This window comes from Azospirillum sp. HJ39 (assembly GCF_041507355.1).
In the GTDB taxonomy this organism is placed as follows: Bacteria; Pseudomonadota; Alphaproteobacteria; order Azospirillales; family Azospirillaceae; genus Azospirillum; species Azospirillum thiophilum.
The window spans coordinates 377,780-394,241 of record NZ_CP167913.1 but is presented as its reverse complement, the minus strand read 5'-3'; the positions used below and the strand labels follow the sequence as shown (position 1 = coordinate 394,241).

Below are 16,462 nucleotides of genomic sequence, written 5' to 3'. Positions count from 1 at the left end.
GCGCGCTCCATCGGGGCGCGCGACGCCGTCGTTGCCGCCCACCATCTCCCAGCTTGCCGGAACCGGGCTGGACTTTGAGAATGGGCGAACGACGTGTTAGGGTCGCACCAACCGGCGAAACCCCTGGTAAAGTGAACGATGCGTGTGAGACCGCCGGCCGGACCGGCCAGTCAAGAGGGGCCTAGGATGGCGAAGCTGCTGGCTGCCTTGCTGCTGATGATGGTGGCGATCGGGCCGGCCTGCGCCGTGGCCCCCACCAGCCGCGCCGACACCGTCGCGGCGCTGGACCGTTACCGCAGCGATTTCGCGAAGATCCGTGGCTACGGATCGCTCTCCACCGCCGACCGCAACTACGTCCTCTTTTCCGACGCCATGCGCCGGGTGCTGACGGAGCATGTGAAGCCCTTCGATCCGCAGGTGCTGATCGACAAGGCCGAAGACGGGCTGAAGAAGAAGAAGGCGGAGAACCCGCGCGCCAGCGACCGCATGCTGACCGAGGCGGCGCTGGACGGCATGCTGGGCTCGCTCGACCCCTATTCCAGCTTCCTCGATTCCGAGCGCTACCGCTACCTGCGCGAACAGACGCAAGGGGAGTTCGGCGGGCTCGGCATCGAGGTGACGATGGACGAGGACAGCGGGCTGATCAAGGTGGTCTCGCCGATCGACGGCTCGCCCGCCGCCCGCGCCGGCCTGCGCAGCGGCGACCTGATCGCCCGCATCGACGACATGGCGGTCAAGGGCCTGAACCTGCACGACGCCGTCGCCCGCATGCGCGGGCCGGTCGGCAGTTCGGTCGCCCTGTCGATCCGCCGGCCGCCGGCGACCGATGCCAACACGCGGGTGTCGCTGACCCGCGCCATCGTCAAGATCCAGCCCGTCCGCTACCGGCTGGAGGGCAACGTCGCCTATGTCCGCATCGCCACCTTCAACCAGTCGACCTCCACGGCGCTGGACGCCGCGGTCGAGGACATGCGCCGCCAGTCCAGGGGCCGGCTGATCGGCGCGGTGATCGACCTGCGCAACAACCCCGGCGGCCTGCTGGAACAGGCGGTGCAGGTGGCCGACCGTTTCCTGGAGACGGTGGACATCGTCTCGGTCCGCGGCCGCGACCCGGAGGAATCCCGCTCCTACCGCGGCACCTCGGGCGACCTGCTGGCCGGGCTGCCGGTGGTGGTGCTGATCAACAGCGGCTCGGCCTCGGCGTCCGAGATCGTGGCCGGCGCCCTGCAGGACCATCACCGGGCGCTGCTGTTCGGCTCGCGCTCCTATGGCAAGGGGTCGGTGCAGACCATCTCCTCGCTCAGCGCCGACACCGGCATCCGCCTGACCACCGCCCGCTACTACCGTCCGTCGGGGGCGCTGGTCGACTGCTTCGGCGTGTCGCCGAACCTGGAGGTCAAGCCGACCCACGGCAGCACCGAGGAAACCCACCCCGACCCCGCCACCTGCGACCCGAACGCCCCCGTCCCGCCCAAGCCGCAGGTCTGGCTGGCCGCGGACATGTGCCCGGACGTGATGGACAAGGCGCCCAAGCCAGACGACGACCGTCCGCTGGAATGCGCGGTGTCGGCCATCCGCAACCGCCTGACCGGGACGCTGGCCGGAGGGGAGTAAGGGAGCCCCCTCTCCCGCCCCGGGAGAGGGGGTTTTCCTACCCCACGAACCCCGGCCCCATCACCCGCGTCTCCACCGTCCAGCCCGTCCCGTGCGCGGCGACGGCGGCGACGGTGCCCGGCAGGACGCGGCGGTCGAACAGGCTCCAGTCGGCCGGAACGCCGACATCGGCCCGCAGGTCGGCCCCGATCTCCAGCAAGGCCGGTGCCGCGCCCGGCGTCACCTCCACCGCGAACCGGTCGAGCGGCATCGACAGCCCGACGCCGGCCGCCTTGATGAAGGCCTCCTTCCGCGTCCAGGCCAGCAGGAAGCCCTCGTCCCCCTGGCCGGCGGGCAGCGCCCGCAGGGCGGCGCGCTCGACGGCATGGAAGAAGCGGTCGGCGATCCCCTCGGCGCTCTCGATGGGGCGCAGCCTCTCGATGTCGATGCCGATCCGGCCCTCCGCCGCCACGGCGATGGCGAGGCTGTCCTCGCTGTCGCTGAGGTTGAAGGCCGGGCCGCCGGCCAGCGACGGCTTGCCATGCGCGCCGTAATCGAAGCGGAGCCCCGCCGGGTCGCGCCCGGTGCAGCGCCCCAGCAGCAGCCGCAGCAGCCCCCGGCGCAGCACGAAGCGGTCGGTCAGCCGCTCCATCAGGAAACGGTCGGCCCGCTCGATCTCGTCGGCGGACAGCAGCGCCCGCAGGGCGCCCCGGTGCGCCGACAGGCCGGTGAGGTCGGCGAACCAGACGCGGACCACGCCTGGGCCGAGGACGTAATCCTCGGCGGTCGGGTCATGCCCGGCGGTACCGCCGGGCTCTTGTGCGACAGCGCCGTCATGCATCGGACAGCGATCCTCCCTCGGAAATTAGCGCCCTGGCTCCGGCAGGGGTTTGGGGTATCATGCGCCCCTCTTGCATTCGCCCCCGCATCCGGACCAGGACCCCATGGTTGACACCGCCCTGCTCGCCCCGCACCTGACCAACGTTCTTCGCGACGCCTTCATCCCGGAGCTGCCCAATCATTACCGCGGCAAGGTGCGTGAAAACTACGACCTTCCGGACGAGGGCGGCGGGGCGCGGCGCATCCTGATCACCACCGACCGCCTGTCGGCCTTCGACCGCATCCTGACGGCGATCCCCTTCAAGGGGCAGGTGCTGACCCAGACCGCCCGCTTCTGGTTCGAGGCGACCAAGGACATCTGCGCCAACCATGTCCTGGAATATCCCGACCCCAACGTGGTGGTGGCGAAGCGGCTGACCATCATGCCGGTCGAGATCGTGGTCCGCGATTACATGGCGGGCACCACCGGGACCTCGATCTGGTCGATGTACAAGCAGGGCCGGCGCGAGATGTACGGCCACATCTTCCCCGACGGGCTGCGCCAGAACCAGAAGCTCGGCACCCCGATCATCACGCCGACCACCAAGGCCTTCGACGCCGGCCATGACGAGGAGCTGACCGCGGCCGAGATCGTCGGCCGCAACCTGCTGACCCGCGCCCAGTGGGACGAGGTGTCGGACAAGGCGCTGGCCCTGTTCGCCCGCGGCCAGAAGATGGCGGCGGACCGCGGCCTGATCCTGGTCGACACCAAGTACGAGTTCGGCTTCGACGAGGACGGCACCATCCTGCTGGCCGACGAGATCCACACCCCCGACAGCTCGCGCTACTGGTTCGCCGGCAGCTACCAGGAGCGCTTCGAGACCGGCGGCAAGCCGGAGAGCTTCGACAAGGATTTCGTCCGCAACTGGGTGGTCGCCCGCTGCGATCCCTACAGCCAGGACATCCCGGAGATCCCCGGCGACGTGGTTCTGGAAGCCGCCCGCGTCTATATCGAGGCCGGCGAAACCATCACCGGCCGCCCGTTCGAGGTGCCGGCCACGCCGGTCCCGGTGCTGGACCGCATCCGCGCCAACCTCGCCCCCTACTTCCCCAAGTGAGACTCTCCAAGTGAGACTTGCCAAGTGAGCGGAGCGGGCTCCATGCGCATCGCCATCCTCGACGATTACCAGCAGGTCGCCCGCGGCCTTGCCGACTGGTCGCAATTGCCGGGCGGCGCCGGCCTGACGGTGTTCGACCGGCCGCTCGGCGACGAGGACGCGGTGGCGGCGGCGCTGGAGCCCTTCGACGTGCTGGTGATCATGCGCGAGCGGACCCCGTTCCCCGCGGCGCTGATCGGCCGGCTGCCGAACCTGAAGCTGCTGGTCACCACCGGCGCCCGCAACAACGCCATCGACCTTGCGGCCTGCGCCGCCCGCGGCATCACGGTCAGCGGCACCCGGATGGTCGGCACGCCGACCGCCGAGCTGACCTGGGGCCTGATCCTGGCGCTGGCCAAGCGCATCCCGGCGGAGGAGCGTGCCCTGCGGGACGGCCGCTGGCAGACCGGCCTGACCGACGACCTGGAAGGCAAGCGGCTGGGGCTGGTCGGGCTCGGCAAGCTCGGAACCAAGGTGGCGAGGATCGGCCAGGCCTTCGGCATGGAGGTGGTGGCCTGGAGCCAGAACCTGACCGACGAACGCGCGGCCGAGGCCGGCGTCGCCCGTGTCGGCAAGCGGGAGCTGTTCGCCACGTCCGACGTGGTCAGCGTCCATCTGGTGCTCGGCGACCGCAGCCGCGGCGTGGTCGGCGCGGAGGAGATCGGCGCGATGAAGCCGACGGCGCTGTTCGTCAACACCTCGCGCGCCGGACTGGTCGACGAGGCGGCGCTGATCCACGCCCTGCGGCACGGCAAGATCGGCGGGGCCGGCATCGACGTTTTCCCAATCGAGCCTCTTCCGGCCGACAGCCCTTGGCCCGGCCTTCCCAACACCGTCCTGACTCCCCACCTGGGCTATGTGACGCGGGAGAATTACGCGGTGTTCTACCGCGACGCCCTGGAGGACATCCTGGCCTGGACGGCCGGATCGCCGGTGCGGCTGCTCTCCCCCGTCTAGATCGGATCGCGTAAAATCGGCATCGATTTGAAGCGTGAATCCGATCGCCAAACATAAGGCTAGAGTTTCGTGCGTTTCATATTAAACGCACGAAACTCTAGACGGGCAACGGAAACGGAGGGTGCCGGTGGGGGTGCGGACAGGGATCGGGGACGGCATCAGGAACGGCTTCTGGGCAAGGGTGGGCCGGCATCAGCTCGGCCTGCTCGTCGGGCTCTCGATCATCGCCGGGCTGCTGTTCGGCTTCGTCGAGCTGGCCGGCGAGGTGATGGAGGGGGAGACCAGCGCCTTCGACAAGCGCCTGCTGCTGGCGCTCCGCGATCCGCTGAACCCCGACCAGCCCGGCGGCCCCTGGTGGCTGGCCCGGGTGGCGCGCGACATCACCTCGCTCGGCAGCACCACCATCCTGACGCTGGTCACCGTCGCGACGCTGGGTTTCCTGCTGCTGCTGCACAAGCGGGCGGCGGCACTGCTGGTGCTGGTGTCGATCGGCGGCGGCGGGGCGCTCAGCGCCGGGCTGAAGATGCTGTTCGACCGCGCCCGCCCCGATCTGGTGCCGCACGGCGACCAGGTGATTTCCGCCAGCTTCCCCAGCGGCCACGCCATGCAGTCGGCCGTGGTCTACCTGACGCTGGGCGCCCTGCTGGCCCAGTTCGTGGAAGGGCGGCGGACCAAGGCCTATCTGCTGGCCTGGGCGATGGTGCTGACGCTGGTCATCGGATCGAGCCGCGTCTATCTGGGCGTCCATTGGCCGACCGACGTGCTGGCGGGCTGGAGCGTCGGTGCCGCCTGGGCGGCGCTGTGCTGGATCCTCGCCGAATGGCTGCAGCGCCGGGGCGCCGTCGAGCAGGACCGGCCGGAGGCGACGGCAGGGCGGTAAGGCGTGCGGGCCGACTGCGGTCTTGCCGGACCGTTTGTGAACAAGCGGGTTGAATACCGAAGCGTGCCCGCCGATAGTGTCGGCCCTACCCCTTTCGGATCAGGCCACCCATGCCTCACGGCACTCTCGACCGCGAAACCCTGGAAGCCGTGGGCGTCCTCGCCCGCGCGGTGGACGGCGAGCGGGTGCCCGGCGTCCTGGAATGCCGGCTGCTGGCGAATGCGCTCCGCCGCACCCTGGACTCCGGCGGGGAACTCGAGCTGGCCGAAGCCTCCCGCGTCTTCCGCACCCTGGACGCCGACCTGCGCGACCGCATCGTCGCCCGTGCCCGTCAGGAGGCCCGGCAGGCCCGCGCCCAGGGGACGGATGCCGCAAGGCAGGCAGTCACCCAGGAGGGCACCCGCGAGGGACCGGCGGCCGAGAAGCCGGCAGCGGCCGAACCGAAGGCGCGTGCCGGCACCAATTTCCTTGCCGCCCTCAACGGCCTGCGCCCGGCCGCCAGCAGCCGCAACGCCGCCCGCGACCGCCTGCGCGCCGCGGTTGACACCCAGCGCCGCGTCGGCCAGCGGACGGAGCCGACGCTGGACTGACGTCATGCCAACGGCTTTCGATGGTGACCCATCGAAAGCCGTTGATCTTATTTCAGGAAGAACTGGACCGGAACGACCAGCTCGATGCGCTCCTGCGCCATCTCCTCCGGCGGAGCCGGCAGGGGCGAGGCGCGGCGGACCATCTCCACCGTCTCCTCGTCCAGGACGCTGTGGCCGGAACTGCGGTCGATCTGGACCGACAGCACGCGCCCCTCGCGGTCGATGGTGAAGCGAACCTGCGCGACGCCCTCCTGCCGGCGGGCCTGGGCGGAGCGCGGGTAGCGCTTGTGGCGCTCCAGATGGCCCAGAACCCGGCCCTGCCAGCTCGGCACCGCCCGGCTGGGTGCCGTCGACGGTGCCGGCGCCGCCGGCGCCGGGGCGGCGACGGGAGCGGGCGGAGCGGCAGCCGGGGCCGGCTGCGCCTGCTGGACCACCGGACGGGGCGGCTTCGGCTTCTCCGGCTTGGGCTTCGGCGCTTCCTTCTTCACCTCGGGCTTGGGCTTCGGCGGATCGGGCGGCGGCTTGGGCAGCACCACCTCCGGCTCGACCACGGGCGGCGGCTCCGGCGGCGGGGGCGGTTCCTCGACCACGGGCTCGGGTTCGGGCGGCGGCGGTTCGGGAAGCGGCTCGATGACCGGCTCAGGCATCTGTTCCGGCAGCGGGATGTCGATGGCGGGGGCCGGTTCGGGCGGGGCCACCGGCAAAGGCGCCAGTTCCAGCAGCACCGCCGGCTGTTCCGCTTCGGAGGGGGTGATCGGCACATGCCAGGCGACCATGGCGACGCCGGCCGCGGCATGGACGCCCAGCGCGACCATCAGGCTGCCGCCCCAGCGGGCAAAGCCCCGCGCCGGCCTTTCCCCTCCGTCCGAGGTCCAGTCAGCCGCGCCGAAATCGGAGGCCGCGCTCATGGGGAGGGGGCCGTTTCCAGGCCGACGAGGCCGATCTTCAGATATCCCGCGCCGCGCAGGCTGTTCATCACCTCGGTCAGCGCACCGTAATCGACCGTCTTGTCGGCCCGCAGGAAGACACGCTGGCTCTTGTCGCCATGGGTGGCGGCGTCCAGCGCGGCGCCCAGCGCCTCCTTGGTGGTCGAGGTCTCGCCCAGCGACAGGGTCTTGTCGGCCTGGATGGTCAGGAACAGCGGCTTGTCGGGCCGTGGCGTCGGCATCGCGGTGGAGGCCGGCAGGTCGACCGGCACATCCACCGTCGCCAGCGGGGCCGCCACCATGAAGATGATCAGAAGGACGAGGACGACGTCGATGAAGGGCGTGACGTTGATCTCATGGGTTTCGGTCAGATCGTCGTCGTTGCCGCCGGAGCCGAGGCGCGCACCCATTCCCGTTACTCCGCCGCCTGGGATTTGCCATGGGCCTGCGCGGCCCGGGGCAAGGCATGGCGGTCGATGTCACGGCTCAGCAGCCGCAGCACCGCGGCAGACGCATCGGTCAGCTGGGCCTTGTGCCCGCCGATCGCCCGGCTGCAGGCGTTGTAGACCACCACCGCCGGGATGGCGGCGACCAGCCCGATGGCGGTCGCCAGCAGCGCCTCGGCGATGCCCGGTGCCACGACGGCGAGGTTGGTGGTCTGCGCCTTGGAGATGCCGATGAAGCTGGTCATGATGCCCCACACCGTGCCGAACAGGCCGATGAAGGGACCGGTGGACCCGATGGTGGCAAGGATACCGGTGCCGCGCGCCATGCGCCTGCCGGCAGCCGCCTCGATCCGCTCCAGCCGCGAGGCCGCACGGTCCATCAGGCCGTCGCGCGAGGGGGCGTCGGCCGACAGGTGCGTCTCCGCGATCACCGCGCGCACCAGCGTTGCCGCGGTGCCCTGGCTGAAACCGACCCGCTCCGCCGCCTGCGACAGCGAACGCGCCTCCTCCAGCATGGCCAGCGCGGCACGGGCCTTGCGCTTGGCCGCGGACAGCTCGAAGCTCTTCGCGATGGCGATGGTCCAGGTCACGACCGAGGCGAGCGCGAGCCCAACCATCACCGCCTGCACCACCGGGCTTGCGGTGACGAACATGCCCCAGGGCGACAGGTCGTGCGGCAGCGATGCCAGGGCCGTCGCGGCATCGGCCGCGCCCTGGCCCACTCCCTGCCCGACTCCAGTGCCGATCCCCTGACCAGCCGGAACCGTCGCCTGAACCGCCGTATGCACCGCAGTCGCCGCGGCCGCCGGGTCGGCGGCGGGCGGCGGCGATCCGGCGGCGGGGGCGGCTGCCTCCTGCGCATGGGCGGCGGCGCCGGCCATCAGCACCCCGACCGCGGCAAGAGCGGCGGTCAGGACAGGACGGTGGCGAAACGATGTCGGCATGGCGGTCCAACTCCCCTCGACGCGTGTCCACCACGCGCCGTGCAAAAACCCGATGACACTCCAGAGCAAAGCCCCCACCGGGGTTATAGTGCGAATAAGTCTCAATCGCACTGAAAATCGACCGGCCCTTGCCGGGATTCCGCCGTTTCCTGTGGGGTTTTCAAACGGCTTGGCCCGCATTTCGTTTGCCTGACGAACCATTTCACGCATGGAAGCAGAACAGACCGCAAATGTGAGAACGACTCTCAATACCACAAAAACCGCGGTGTCGCGAGAAATCTGGTCGCCGCAGCGACCGAATCCAACCGAATCCGCGCAACCTTCCGACCCTTCCAGCGGTTGAACAGCCGAACAGCGCATGTCCGATCCGACTTGAAGGAGGGGCCCGATGAACCGCGTGTCGGTTGTGGATGAGAATGGCAGCTTCCGGCTGGTCGCCTGCGACGGCCGCTTCGCCGTGGTGGAAACGCGGGCCGGCAAGGTCTTCGGCGTGCCGCAAGACCGTGACGGCGGCCGCGACGGCGCCGCCGACAGCCCCGACGGCATCGAATCCGTGGCCCGCTGGACCGGCGAGGGCGAGGCGCGGAATCTCATGCGCGACCTGTCCCGGCGCGGCGACGAACTGGCCCGAAGGATGCTGTAGCCTTCGGGCCGTGCGCCGCGAGCCGCGAGCAGCCCTACCGCCCAGTCACGCCACGGAGGCCAGCGGCGTCAGTCCGCGCGTCAGATTCACCATGTCGCGGTCGAGTTGCCGCTGGTCGGCCTCGGTCAGGTCGAACTTCAGATGCAGGCGGCCGTTCCCGCTGGACTTGATCCGCGCGGCCAGCGGTCCGGCCAGCCCGTCGATGCGCAGGACCAGCGGCGCACCGGCCAGCCCGCCTGGAGCCCCGCTCAGCATCGCGCCGCCGGCCGACAGGTTGCAGACCGTGGCACGGGCCGGCGAGGCACCGGGCACTTCGACCGAACAGCCGACAGAAACCGCGAAACGGGGCCGTTTGCGGCGGTCGACATCGGTGGTGGCGGTGCGGACGACACGGATCAGGACGTTGCGCAGGGAGTCGATGCCGCCCGCCACGTCGGCGGCCACCGTCCGCACCTCGCCGGCACGGCTCTGGGTGGCATCCGCCTCGGCCGAGACGCGGGCGATCCGCAGCGACACTTCCTTGGCCGCCTCGCTCGTCTGACCGACGGAGCGGGCGATCTCCTGCGTCGCCGCCGCCTGTTCCTCCACCGCCGTGGCGATGGAGGTGGAGATGGCGGCGACCTCGTGGATGGTTTCCGACACCTCGCCGACGGCACCGACGGCAGACACCGTCACCGCCTCCACCTCGGCGATCAGCGATCCGATCTCCTCGGTCGAGCGCGCGGTCTGGCTGGCAAGGGTCTTGACCTCGTTCGCGACCACGGCGAACCCCCGCCCGGCTTCACCGGCCCGCGCCGCCTCGATGGTGGCGTTCAGCGCCAGCAGGTTGGTCTGGCTGGCGATGTCGGAGATCAGCCGGGCGACCGCGCGGATGCGCTCCATCGAGATGGAAAGCCGTTCGATGGTGGAACGGGCGTTGCCGGACCGTTCCACCGCGCGGCCGGTGATCTGGCTGGCCGTGGACACCTGCAGCCCGATGTCGCCGATGGCCGCCGACAGTTCCTCCGTCGCGGCGGCGACGGTTTCGGCGTTGCTCAGCGCCTGCTGGGCGGCGGCGGCGACGGTCTGGGCATTGTCGCTGACCTGCACCGCCGACAGGGTCATCTCTCCGGCATTGGCGCTCATGCGGGTGGTCCGCTCGGCCACATGGTCGACGGCGACCCTGGTTTCCTGCTCCACCTTCTCCGCCATGGCCTCGAGCGCCCGGCGCCGCTCGTCCTCGCCATGGCGCCGGGTTTCCTCCTGCGCTGTGCGCAGACGGGCATTCTCCTGCGCCGCCTGCCGGAAGACACGGACCGTGTCGGCCATGCTGCCGATTTCGTCACGGCGCTCCTCCAGCCCGATCTCCACGTCGAGGGCGCCATCGGCCAGCGCCACCATGGCACGGCGCAGCCGCTCGATCGGGCGGATCATCGCAGATTCCAGGAAGACGACGCAGGCGGACGCCATCAGAAGGATGACCAGCCCGGCACAGATCAGGGTCCAACGCAGGTCATCCGCCGTCTCCCGCATCCCCTGGATGCCATCGGTCAGCCCCGCCAGCCGGTCCGCACTGACCGCGACCACGCTGGCGCCCAGCGCCTCCAGGCTGTCGCCCATGGCGTCGGCGACACTGTCGAACTGTCCCATGACGGGATTGCCGGCCGCGGGCCCGCCTTCGACATAGGCCTGGGCCATGCGCCGGCCCATCTCATAGTAGGGATCGAAGGCCTTGCGCGTCCTTTCGATCTCCGCGACCACCTGCTCCAGCTTCAACGCGCGCGCCAGGTCGGTTGCCTTGGCGGTGTGCTCCCCAAAGCGGCGGGCATAGTCGGCCGCCTTCTCCGGGCCGTCGTTCATGCCATCCAGCCCGCGGGTTGCCGACACGTCGGTCAGCCACTGCTGCGTCTGCACCACGTCATAGCGGATTTCCGCCACCAACGAGACCAGGGGGATGACCCGGCCGACCACGTCGCCGGTGTCGCGCTGGACATCGGACAGATGGACGGTCTGCCGGTCCATGTCGCGCATGGTGAGGATCGAGGACAGGCCGACCGCGGAAAAAACGAACACCGCGACGGCCACAATTTTTGCCCGGATCGAGATGGCGTGAAGAGCCCTGCTGGCAGAGATCATGATGAGAGGCTTCAAAAGTTAAGAGTACAAACGATTCTTGCCGAATCAATTTCGTACACACTTTAGAGAGCCCCAATCGATCCGTCACCAGAAACACATCTATTCATAGCCTCCTGTGACCGATCGCCGCTATTTTTTTAGAAATACTGCAAAAGTATTCAAGAAACAAATGAACATCCACCCGTCACTTCCGTTGCGTCATACCGGTGCCCGTTCATTCCCGCTCGTGGGCTCGACCGCAGCCGCATGCGGGATCCGCGAAGACAGCGCGTCGATGGTCGAGGCGGCGACGGCTTCGAGCGCATCGCACAGCGCAGCCTGGAGAGGACTTCCGGCGGACGTCTGCCCCTGCTGTTCCACCTGCGCCGCCAGCCGGCTCAGCCGCACCGCGCCGATGTTGGCCGCCGTTCCCTTCAGCGTGTGGGCCATGCGGACGAGCGGCGAGGGCCCTCCCCCCGGTGCAGGGGAGGAGGCCGACAGGGCGGCCTCGCGAATGGCGGCGATGACGTCGTTCACCGTATGCCGGAACGCCTCCACCGTCCGTTCCCATGCTTCGTCACCGATCACGTCGCGCAGGGAATTGGCCTGCCCCTCGTCGAGGAGGGGTGCGGTCCTCCAGAATTCCTCATCGGATACGGCCGGAGCCGGCGGCGTGACGGTGGCCGCATCGCCTGCCCCGTCCGGCCATGCGGCGTCAGGACCGGGGCGGGAAACCGCCGCCAGCGCCTTGAACAGGTCGGCGGAGACGATGGGCTTGGTCAGGTAGGCGCTCATGCCGGCGGCGAGATATTCGGCGCGATGGCCGGGCATGACATTGCCGGTCAGTGCCACGATCGGCAGCCGGGCGCACTCGTTCGCCATGGCGCGGATGTGACGGGTGGCGGTGACGCCGTCCATCACCGGCATCTGCACGTCCATCAGCACAAGGTCGAAGCCGCCGTCCTCGACCAGGCGGACAGCCTGCAACCCGTCCGCCACCGCGGTCACCTGATGCCCGGCGCGGCGCAGCATGGTGACGACGATGTCGCGATTGATCTCGTTGTCCTCGGCCACCAGGACATGCAGGCTGCCGGCCGCCTTCTTCCCCTGCGGAACGGCCGAAGCGGGCTCCGGGGCCGAGGACGCCCCCGGCGCCGGTGCCGCCTCGCACGGGTCGGCGGCGGGTTGGCAGTGCACGGTGAACCAGAAGACGCTTCCCTTGCCTTCGGCGCTGGACACGCCGATCCGTCCCCCCATCAGCATGACCAGCTCGCGGCTGATCGCCAGCCCCAGCCCGGTGCCGCCGAAGCGCCGCGTGGTGGAGCTGTCGCCCTGGGTGAACCGGTGGAACAGGGTCGGCTGCACCTCCTCCGGGATGCCGATCCCGGTGTCGGCCACCTCGAACCGCAGGCGGAAGGCACCGCCCGGCTCCGGCCTTCCCTCCAGCCCGATCCGCACGGCGACACCGCCGCGGTGGGTGAATTTCAGCGCGTTGCCGACGAGATTGACCAGCACCTGACGGATGCGGCGCAGGTCGGCGCGCACGCGGGCGGGCACGGCCGGCGCCACCTCCGTCGTCAGGATCAGGCCCCGCCCGCCGGCGGTCGGCTCGAGCAGGTCGATGCAGTCGCGCATCACGGCGCGCAGGTCGAAATCCACCGGCTCGACCTCCGCCTTGCCGGCCTCCAGCTTGGAGAGATCGAGAATGTCGTCGATGATCTGCAAAAGCGCGTTGCCCGACCGGTTGGCAACGTCCAGCAGCTGGCGCTGCTCCTCGTCCAGGTTCGGCCCCTCCACCAGGGCCAGCGCGCCGAGCACCCCGTTCATCGGCGTCCGGATCTCGTGGCTCATCGTCGCCAGGAACTCGCCCTTGGCGCGGTTGGCCTGATCGGCCGCCTCCTTGGCCCGGCGCAGGCTGGCTTCGATCTCGCGCTGGGCGGTGACGTCGCGCAGGGCGCCGGTGACGTAACGGCGGTCGCCCGCGCGCCAGCCGGCCAGCGTCGCCTCCAGCGGAAAATCGCTGCCGTCCTTGCGGCGGCCGGTCAGTTCCCGCACCTCCGACCGCTGGGCGCCGCCATTGCCGCTGCCCTCGCGGCCGGCCGCCCGCAACCCATCGTGAAGCGGGCCGATGGCAGCCGGCATCAGCCGGGTCAACGGCCCGCCGACCACCTCGGCTGCGCGGTAGCCGAACAGCCGCTCCGCCGCCTGGTTGAAGGCGTCGATCGTCCCCTTCTCGTCGACGGTGACGATCGGCTGGCCGACCGCCTCGAACATGGCGCGGTAACGCGCCTCGCTCGACGCCAGTCGGTTGGCGGCCAGCTCGCGTTCGGTGATGTCGGTAGCGGAGCCGCGATAGCCGCGGAAGATTCCGCGCTCGTCGAGGATCGGACGGCCGCTGACGCTGAAATACCGCAGGCCCGACGCGGTCATCACCCGATAACGGAAGTTCCGGAACGGCTCCCGCCGCTCCATGACGCTGCGGTGCTCCTCCCATTTGACGGCGTCACCCGGCTCGCGCAGGGCGACCTCGTCGCGCCGCAGGCCGATGGGCAGCGCCCCGCTGGCGATGTGCGGAACCAACGGCCCGGCCAGATGGGAAAAACGCAAGTCCGCATCCATCTCCCAGAACCAGTCCGAAGCCGTCTCCGCCTGGTCGCGGAGCCGCCCCTCGCTCAGGGCCATCCGCCGGGCCAGCGTCGCGAGCCGGGCCGTCTGGCGCGTCGCCAGCAGGGCCAGCCCGACCAGGCCGATGCTGCAGGCCAACGCCCCCAGCAGATAAATCCGCTGCCGACGCCGGGTATCGGACAGGAAGACCGCCTCGTCGAAGGCGGCGGTGACGACGAGCGGATAGTCGGGCAACCGCCGGAAGGATTGCAGGCGCAGGATACCGTCGATCACGCTGACGCTTCGCAGGAACCCGGTCGGCTGCCGGCGCGCCATCTGCAGCGTCGGCGATTCGCCGACGTCGCGGCCGACGATCCGGTCGCTCATCAGCGAGCGGGCGCGCAGGATGCCGTCGGTTCCGATGATCGCCACCGCGCCGTTGGTGCCGACATCCAGTTCCTCCAGCGAGCGGCTGAAATAGAACGGGTCCATCGATGCGACCAGCACCCCGGCGAAGCTGCCGTCGCTGCGGTCGATGCGGCGCGTGAGCTGGATCGACCATTTGCCCGACGCGCGGCCGAACACCGGCTTCCCGATGAACAGTCCAGCCTTCGGCTGGTTGACATGGACACGGAAATGCTCTCGGTCGGCCAGTTGGACGCGCTGGGGGGCATCCTCCACGCTGGTGTGGATCAGATCGCCATGCTCGTCGATCACTGCCAACTGGAGCAGAATGGCCGACCGCTCCACCGTCTGGCGCAGGAGCCACGGGACACCGGGGGTCCAGGCGTTGCCGTGCTCCTGGAAGTCGTTGATCAGGAAAACCATGATCTGGTCGGCCTCGGCGATGGTCCGGGTCGCCTGTTCGGCGACCACGCGGGCAAGGTTGCCCCCGTCGCGTTCGGCCCGCGTCATGGCCTCGGCATGGTCGTAATGGGCGAGCATCAGCGCAGCCGCCCACAGACCGGCAGCGATCACCAGGGTTCCTGCCCACACGGCGACCATGAAGCCGTGCTGCTGAAGCGTCCGCCCCATCACCGCTGCTCCCCGCGGCCGGCGGCGAGCGCCGCCACCCCCCGCCCCAGCCGCGGCAGGTCCAGCGGCAGCGGCAGCTCCAGGTCCGCCGGCCCGCCGCTGCCGGCGGCGGCGGCGGCGGCGAAGGTCACGCAGGGCAGGTCGGGCCGCAGCGACTTCAGGCGCACCACCAGCGCCGCGCCGGCCGTCAGCGTGCTCAGCCCGGGGCCGATGACCACCACGTCGAAGAAGCCGGGCTCGTCGGCGACGACGTCCAGCGCGTCGCGGGGATCGTCGCAGACCGAGACCTCGCAGCCCTGCTGCTCCAGCCCGGTCTGCATCCGGTCGCCGGTCGCCGGATCGGCTTCGATCACCAGCACCTGGACGACGGGTGCGACCGGATGCTTCGGAGGAACGGGCGCCGGCCGAGGCTGTGCGGGCGGAACGGCGGGGATGCGGAGCCGAACCGCCGTGCCCTCCCCGGGATGGGTCAGCAGACTGAGGCCGCCGTCGTGCCGGCGGGCGGTCAGCAGGGCCGCGGGCGGGGCGTCGGCCTCGTCATGGCCCTCATTGCCCCGGCGGTTGCGGGCACGGGTGGACAGCAGCGGGTCGACGATGGCGAACAGGACGTCGTCGGCCAGCGGCCGACCGTCGATGCGCAGTTCGAACAGGGTGTGCAAGCCCGCTTGCGGCGTCAGCAGGGTCCGGACACGCCAACCGGCCCGAACGGCGTCGCCGTCGCCGCTCCCATCCTCGCCATCCCCGCCCTTGCCGTCCCCGCCATCGACCTCCCGTTCATGGGCATTCCCGCCCGGCGCCGAACCGTCCACGGCTTGGGCGCCGCTCGGAGCGACGCTCAGGCACAGCCGCAAATCGGCACCGCGGCCGGCAGCCTCGATAAGCTCTTCCGCCAGTCCTGCAAGGGTCCGCGTCAGCAGCATGGCGTCGCACCGGGGGTTGGGCGCATCGGGGCGGCTGAGAACCGTGAAGCCGGACGGCACCGACGGCGCAGCGCGCAGAAGGGCCGCCGCCTCGTTCAGCACACGGACCACCGGTTCGGTGCGCAACTGCGCCGGCTCCGCGCGGGAGGCCATCGCCAGACGGCGCAGCCCCTTCCTCCCGCGGTCGACAGCGGCAAGGATCCGGCCGGCGTAATCGGCCTGGGGCGAGCCGGCGGGAAGGTCGGCGGTCAGGAAATCGGCATAGCCGGCGACCGCTCCCAGCGTGTTGTTCATGTCGTGGACGATGGCGCCGGCCAGCTCCGCCCGCGCATCCATCGCAGCGATCTGCTGGTCGCGCATGCTCCGGGCCGCTTGCCGGGCCGCCGCCCGAAGTTCGGCAATCCGTGCGGCATCGGCGACACCGGTCCCCGCTTCGCACGGCACCATACCGGGCGCCATACCGGGCACCGCGGCGGGAGCCGGCAGCGGAGCTTCGGGCCGGCCCGACCGGCGGTACGCGGCCCAGGCCAGCAGCAGGGCCAAACCGCCTGCCGCGCCGGTGCACGCCGCGGCCAGGGAAAGCACCCAGGGAGCGATCTCGCGCACGGGGGCCAGCGAGCCCGACAGAAGCAGGGCGCCTCCGGCCAGCGCGGCAAGCGCCGGAGCGATGCCGCCGGTTCTTCCTGCACGGAAAGTGCGGGAACCGGCTGCTGAAGCCGGCGCGACGGGTGGCCGGGACGGGAGATGGTCGGACGGGCTCATCAGCGACTCGGGAGTTCGGCCGGTTGCGCTCCGGCTCCGCTGAGCAAGAGCGGACGGTCGCGACCCGATAGCCTGGGACTTTAACATACGGA

At 70.3% G+C, this 16,462-nt stretch carries 13 protein-coding genes; 6 read left to right on the top strand and 7 right to left on the bottom strand.

Going from position 1 to position 16,462, the window contains the following annotated elements:
• Positions 1 to 186: 186 nt before the first annotated feature.
• Positions 187 to 1,614: a S41 family peptidase gene (locus ABMY26_RS33190; protein WP_372400461.1), complete on the top strand. Its 1,428-nt coding sequence runs from the start codon at positions 187 to 189 to the stop codon at positions 1,612 to 1,614.
• A gap of 37 nt (positions 1,615 to 1,651) precedes the next feature.
• Here ABMY26_RS33190 and ABMY26_RS33185 read toward each other — a convergent pair whose 3' ends face one another.
• Positions 1,652 to 2,434, bottom strand: coding sequence for a 4'-phosphopantetheinyl transferase superfamily protein (locus tag ABMY26_RS33185; protein ID WP_372400460.1), 783 nt, complete (start codon positions 2,432 to 2,434; stop codon positions 1,652 to 1,654).
• 103 nt (positions 2,435 to 2,537) lie between these two features.
• Here ABMY26_RS33185 and ABMY26_RS33180 point away from each other — a divergent pair, with 103 nt between their 5' ends.
• The 4 genes from ABMY26_RS33180 (at position 2,538) to ABMY26_RS33165 (ending at position 5,996) form a co-directional block, all read left to right on the top strand.
• Positions 2,538 to 3,530 (top strand): phosphoribosylaminoimidazolesuccinocarboxamide synthase, encoded by a 993-nt coding sequence (locus ABMY26_RS33180; protein ID WP_372400458.1) that lies wholly within the window; start codon positions 2,538 to 2,540, stop codon positions 3,528 to 3,530.
• A 42-nt stretch (positions 3,531 to 3,572) separates the two neighbouring features.
• Positions 3,573 to 4,526: a D-2-hydroxyacid dehydrogenase family protein gene (locus ABMY26_RS33175; protein ID WP_372400456.1), complete on the top strand. Its 954-nt coding sequence runs from the start codon at positions 3,573 to 3,575 to the stop codon at positions 4,524 to 4,526.
• 127 nt (positions 4,527 to 4,653) lie between these two features.
• The gene (locus tag ABMY26_RS33170) at positions 4,654 to 5,406 is read left to right on the top strand and encodes a phosphatase PAP2 family protein (protein WP_372400454.1); all 753 of its coding nucleotides are present in this window, start codon (positions 4,654 to 4,656) and stop codon (positions 5,404 to 5,406) included.
• Positions 5,407 to 5,516: 110 nt separating this feature from the next.
• On the top strand, positions 5,517 to 5,996 hold the full coding sequence (locus tag ABMY26_RS33165; protein ID WP_372400452.1) for a hypothetical protein: 480 nt from the start codon (positions 5,517 to 5,519) through the stop codon (positions 5,994 to 5,996).
• 47 nt (positions 5,997 to 6,043) lie between these two features.
• Here the strand turns inward: ABMY26_RS33165 and ABMY26_RS33160 are convergent, their stop codons facing one another.
• From ABMY26_RS33160 to exbB, 3 genes are read right to left on the bottom strand one after another with little or no spacing between them, the layout of a single operon-like run.
• Positions 6,044 to 6,904: an energy transducer TonB gene (locus ABMY26_RS33160; protein ID WP_372400451.1), complete on the bottom strand. Its 861-nt coding sequence runs from the start codon at positions 6,902 to 6,904 to the stop codon at positions 6,044 to 6,046.
• Complete coding sequence (gene exbD / locus ABMY26_RS33155) at positions 6,901 to 7,332, bottom strand: TonB system transport protein ExbD (protein ID WP_045583585.1); 432 nt, start codon at positions 7,330 to 7,332, stop codon at positions 6,901 to 6,903. Before exbD ends, ABMY26_RS33160 begins: the two co-directional genes overlap by 4 nt.
• A gap of 5 nt (positions 7,333 to 7,337) precedes the next feature.
• Positions 7,338 to 8,312: a tonB-system energizer ExbB gene (gene exbB / locus ABMY26_RS33150; RefSeq protein ID WP_372400450.1), complete on the bottom strand. Its 975-nt coding sequence runs from the start codon at positions 8,310 to 8,312 to the stop codon at positions 7,338 to 7,340.
• Positions 8,313 to 8,700: 388 nt separating this feature from the next.
• On the opposite strand from exbB, the gene ABMY26_RS33145 reads away from it, so the two are divergent.
• Entirely contained in the window at positions 8,701 to 8,955 is a 255-nt protein-coding gene (locus ABMY26_RS33145; protein WP_372400449.1) for a hypothetical protein, read from the top strand.
• Between the two features lie 45 nt (positions 8,956 to 9,000).
• On the opposite strand, the gene ABMY26_RS33140 is transcribed toward ABMY26_RS33145, so the two are convergent.
• The 3 genes from ABMY26_RS33140 to ABMY26_RS33130 all read right to left on the bottom strand — a co-directional run bounded on the left by ABMY26_RS33140 (position 9,001) and on the right by ABMY26_RS33130 (position 16,370).
• Positions 9,001 to 11,070: a methyl-accepting chemotaxis protein gene (locus ABMY26_RS33140; RefSeq protein WP_372400448.1), complete on the bottom strand. Its 2,070-nt coding sequence runs from the start codon at positions 11,068 to 11,070 to the stop codon at positions 9,001 to 9,003.
• 198 nt (positions 11,071 to 11,268) lie between these two features.
• Entirely contained in the window at positions 11,269 to 14,688 is a 3,420-nt protein-coding gene (locus tag ABMY26_RS33135; protein WP_372400447.1) for an ATP-binding protein, read from the bottom strand.
• Positions 14,688 to 16,370, bottom strand: coding sequence for a hypothetical protein (locus tag ABMY26_RS33130; RefSeq protein ID WP_372400446.1), 1,683 nt, complete (start codon positions 16,368 to 16,370; stop codon positions 14,688 to 14,690). Before ABMY26_RS33130 ends, ABMY26_RS33135 begins: the two co-directional genes overlap by 1 nt.
• Positions 16,371 to 16,462 lie beyond the last annotated feature (92 nt).

Excerpts from the sequence above, each read along its gene's own strand:
- ABMY26_RS33190 (WP_372400461.1), top strand. The coding sequence starts at position 187 with ATGGCGAAGCTGCTGGCTGCCTTGCTGCTGATGATGGTGGCGATCGGG.
- ABMY26_RS33185 (WP_372400460.1), bottom strand. The coding sequence starts at position 2,434 with ATGCATGACGGCGCTGTCGCACAAGAGCCCGGCGGTACCGCCGGGCAT.
- ABMY26_RS33180 (WP_372400458.1), top strand. The coding sequence starts at position 2,538 with ATGGTTGACACCGCCCTGCTCGCCCCGCACCTGACCAACGTTCTTCGC.
- ABMY26_RS33175 (WP_372400456.1), top strand. The coding sequence starts at position 3,573 with ATGCGCATCGCCATCCTCGACGATTACCAGCAGGTCGCCCGCGGCCTT.
- ABMY26_RS33165 (WP_372400452.1), top strand. The coding sequence starts at position 5,517 with ATGCCTCACGGCACTCTCGACCGCGAAACCCTGGAAGCCGTGGGCGTC.
- ABMY26_RS33160 (WP_372400451.1), bottom strand. The coding sequence starts at position 6,904 with ATGAGCGCGGCCTCCGATTTCGGCGCGGCTGACTGGACCTCGGACGGA.
- exbD (WP_045583585.1), bottom strand. The coding sequence starts at position 7,332 with ATGGGTGCGCGCCTCGGCTCCGGCGGCAACGACGACGATCTGACCGAA.
- exbB (WP_372400450.1), bottom strand. The coding sequence starts at position 8,312 with ATGCCGACATCGTTTCGCCACCGTCCTGTCCTGACCGCCGCTCTTGCC.
- ABMY26_RS33145 (WP_372400449.1), top strand. The coding sequence starts at position 8,701 with ATGAACCGCGTGTCGGTTGTGGATGAGAATGGCAGCTTCCGGCTGGTC.
- ABMY26_RS33140 (WP_372400448.1), bottom strand. The coding sequence starts at position 11,070 with ATGATCTCTGCCAGCAGGGCTCTTCACGCCATCTCGATCCGGGCAAAA.
- ABMY26_RS33135 (WP_372400447.1), bottom strand. The coding sequence starts at position 14,688 with ATGGGGCGGACGCTTCAGCAGCACGGCTTCATGGTCGCCGTGTGGGCA.
- ABMY26_RS33130 (WP_372400446.1), bottom strand. The coding sequence starts at position 16,370 with ATGAGCCCGTCCGACCATCTCCCGTCCCGGCCACCCGTCGCGCCGGCT.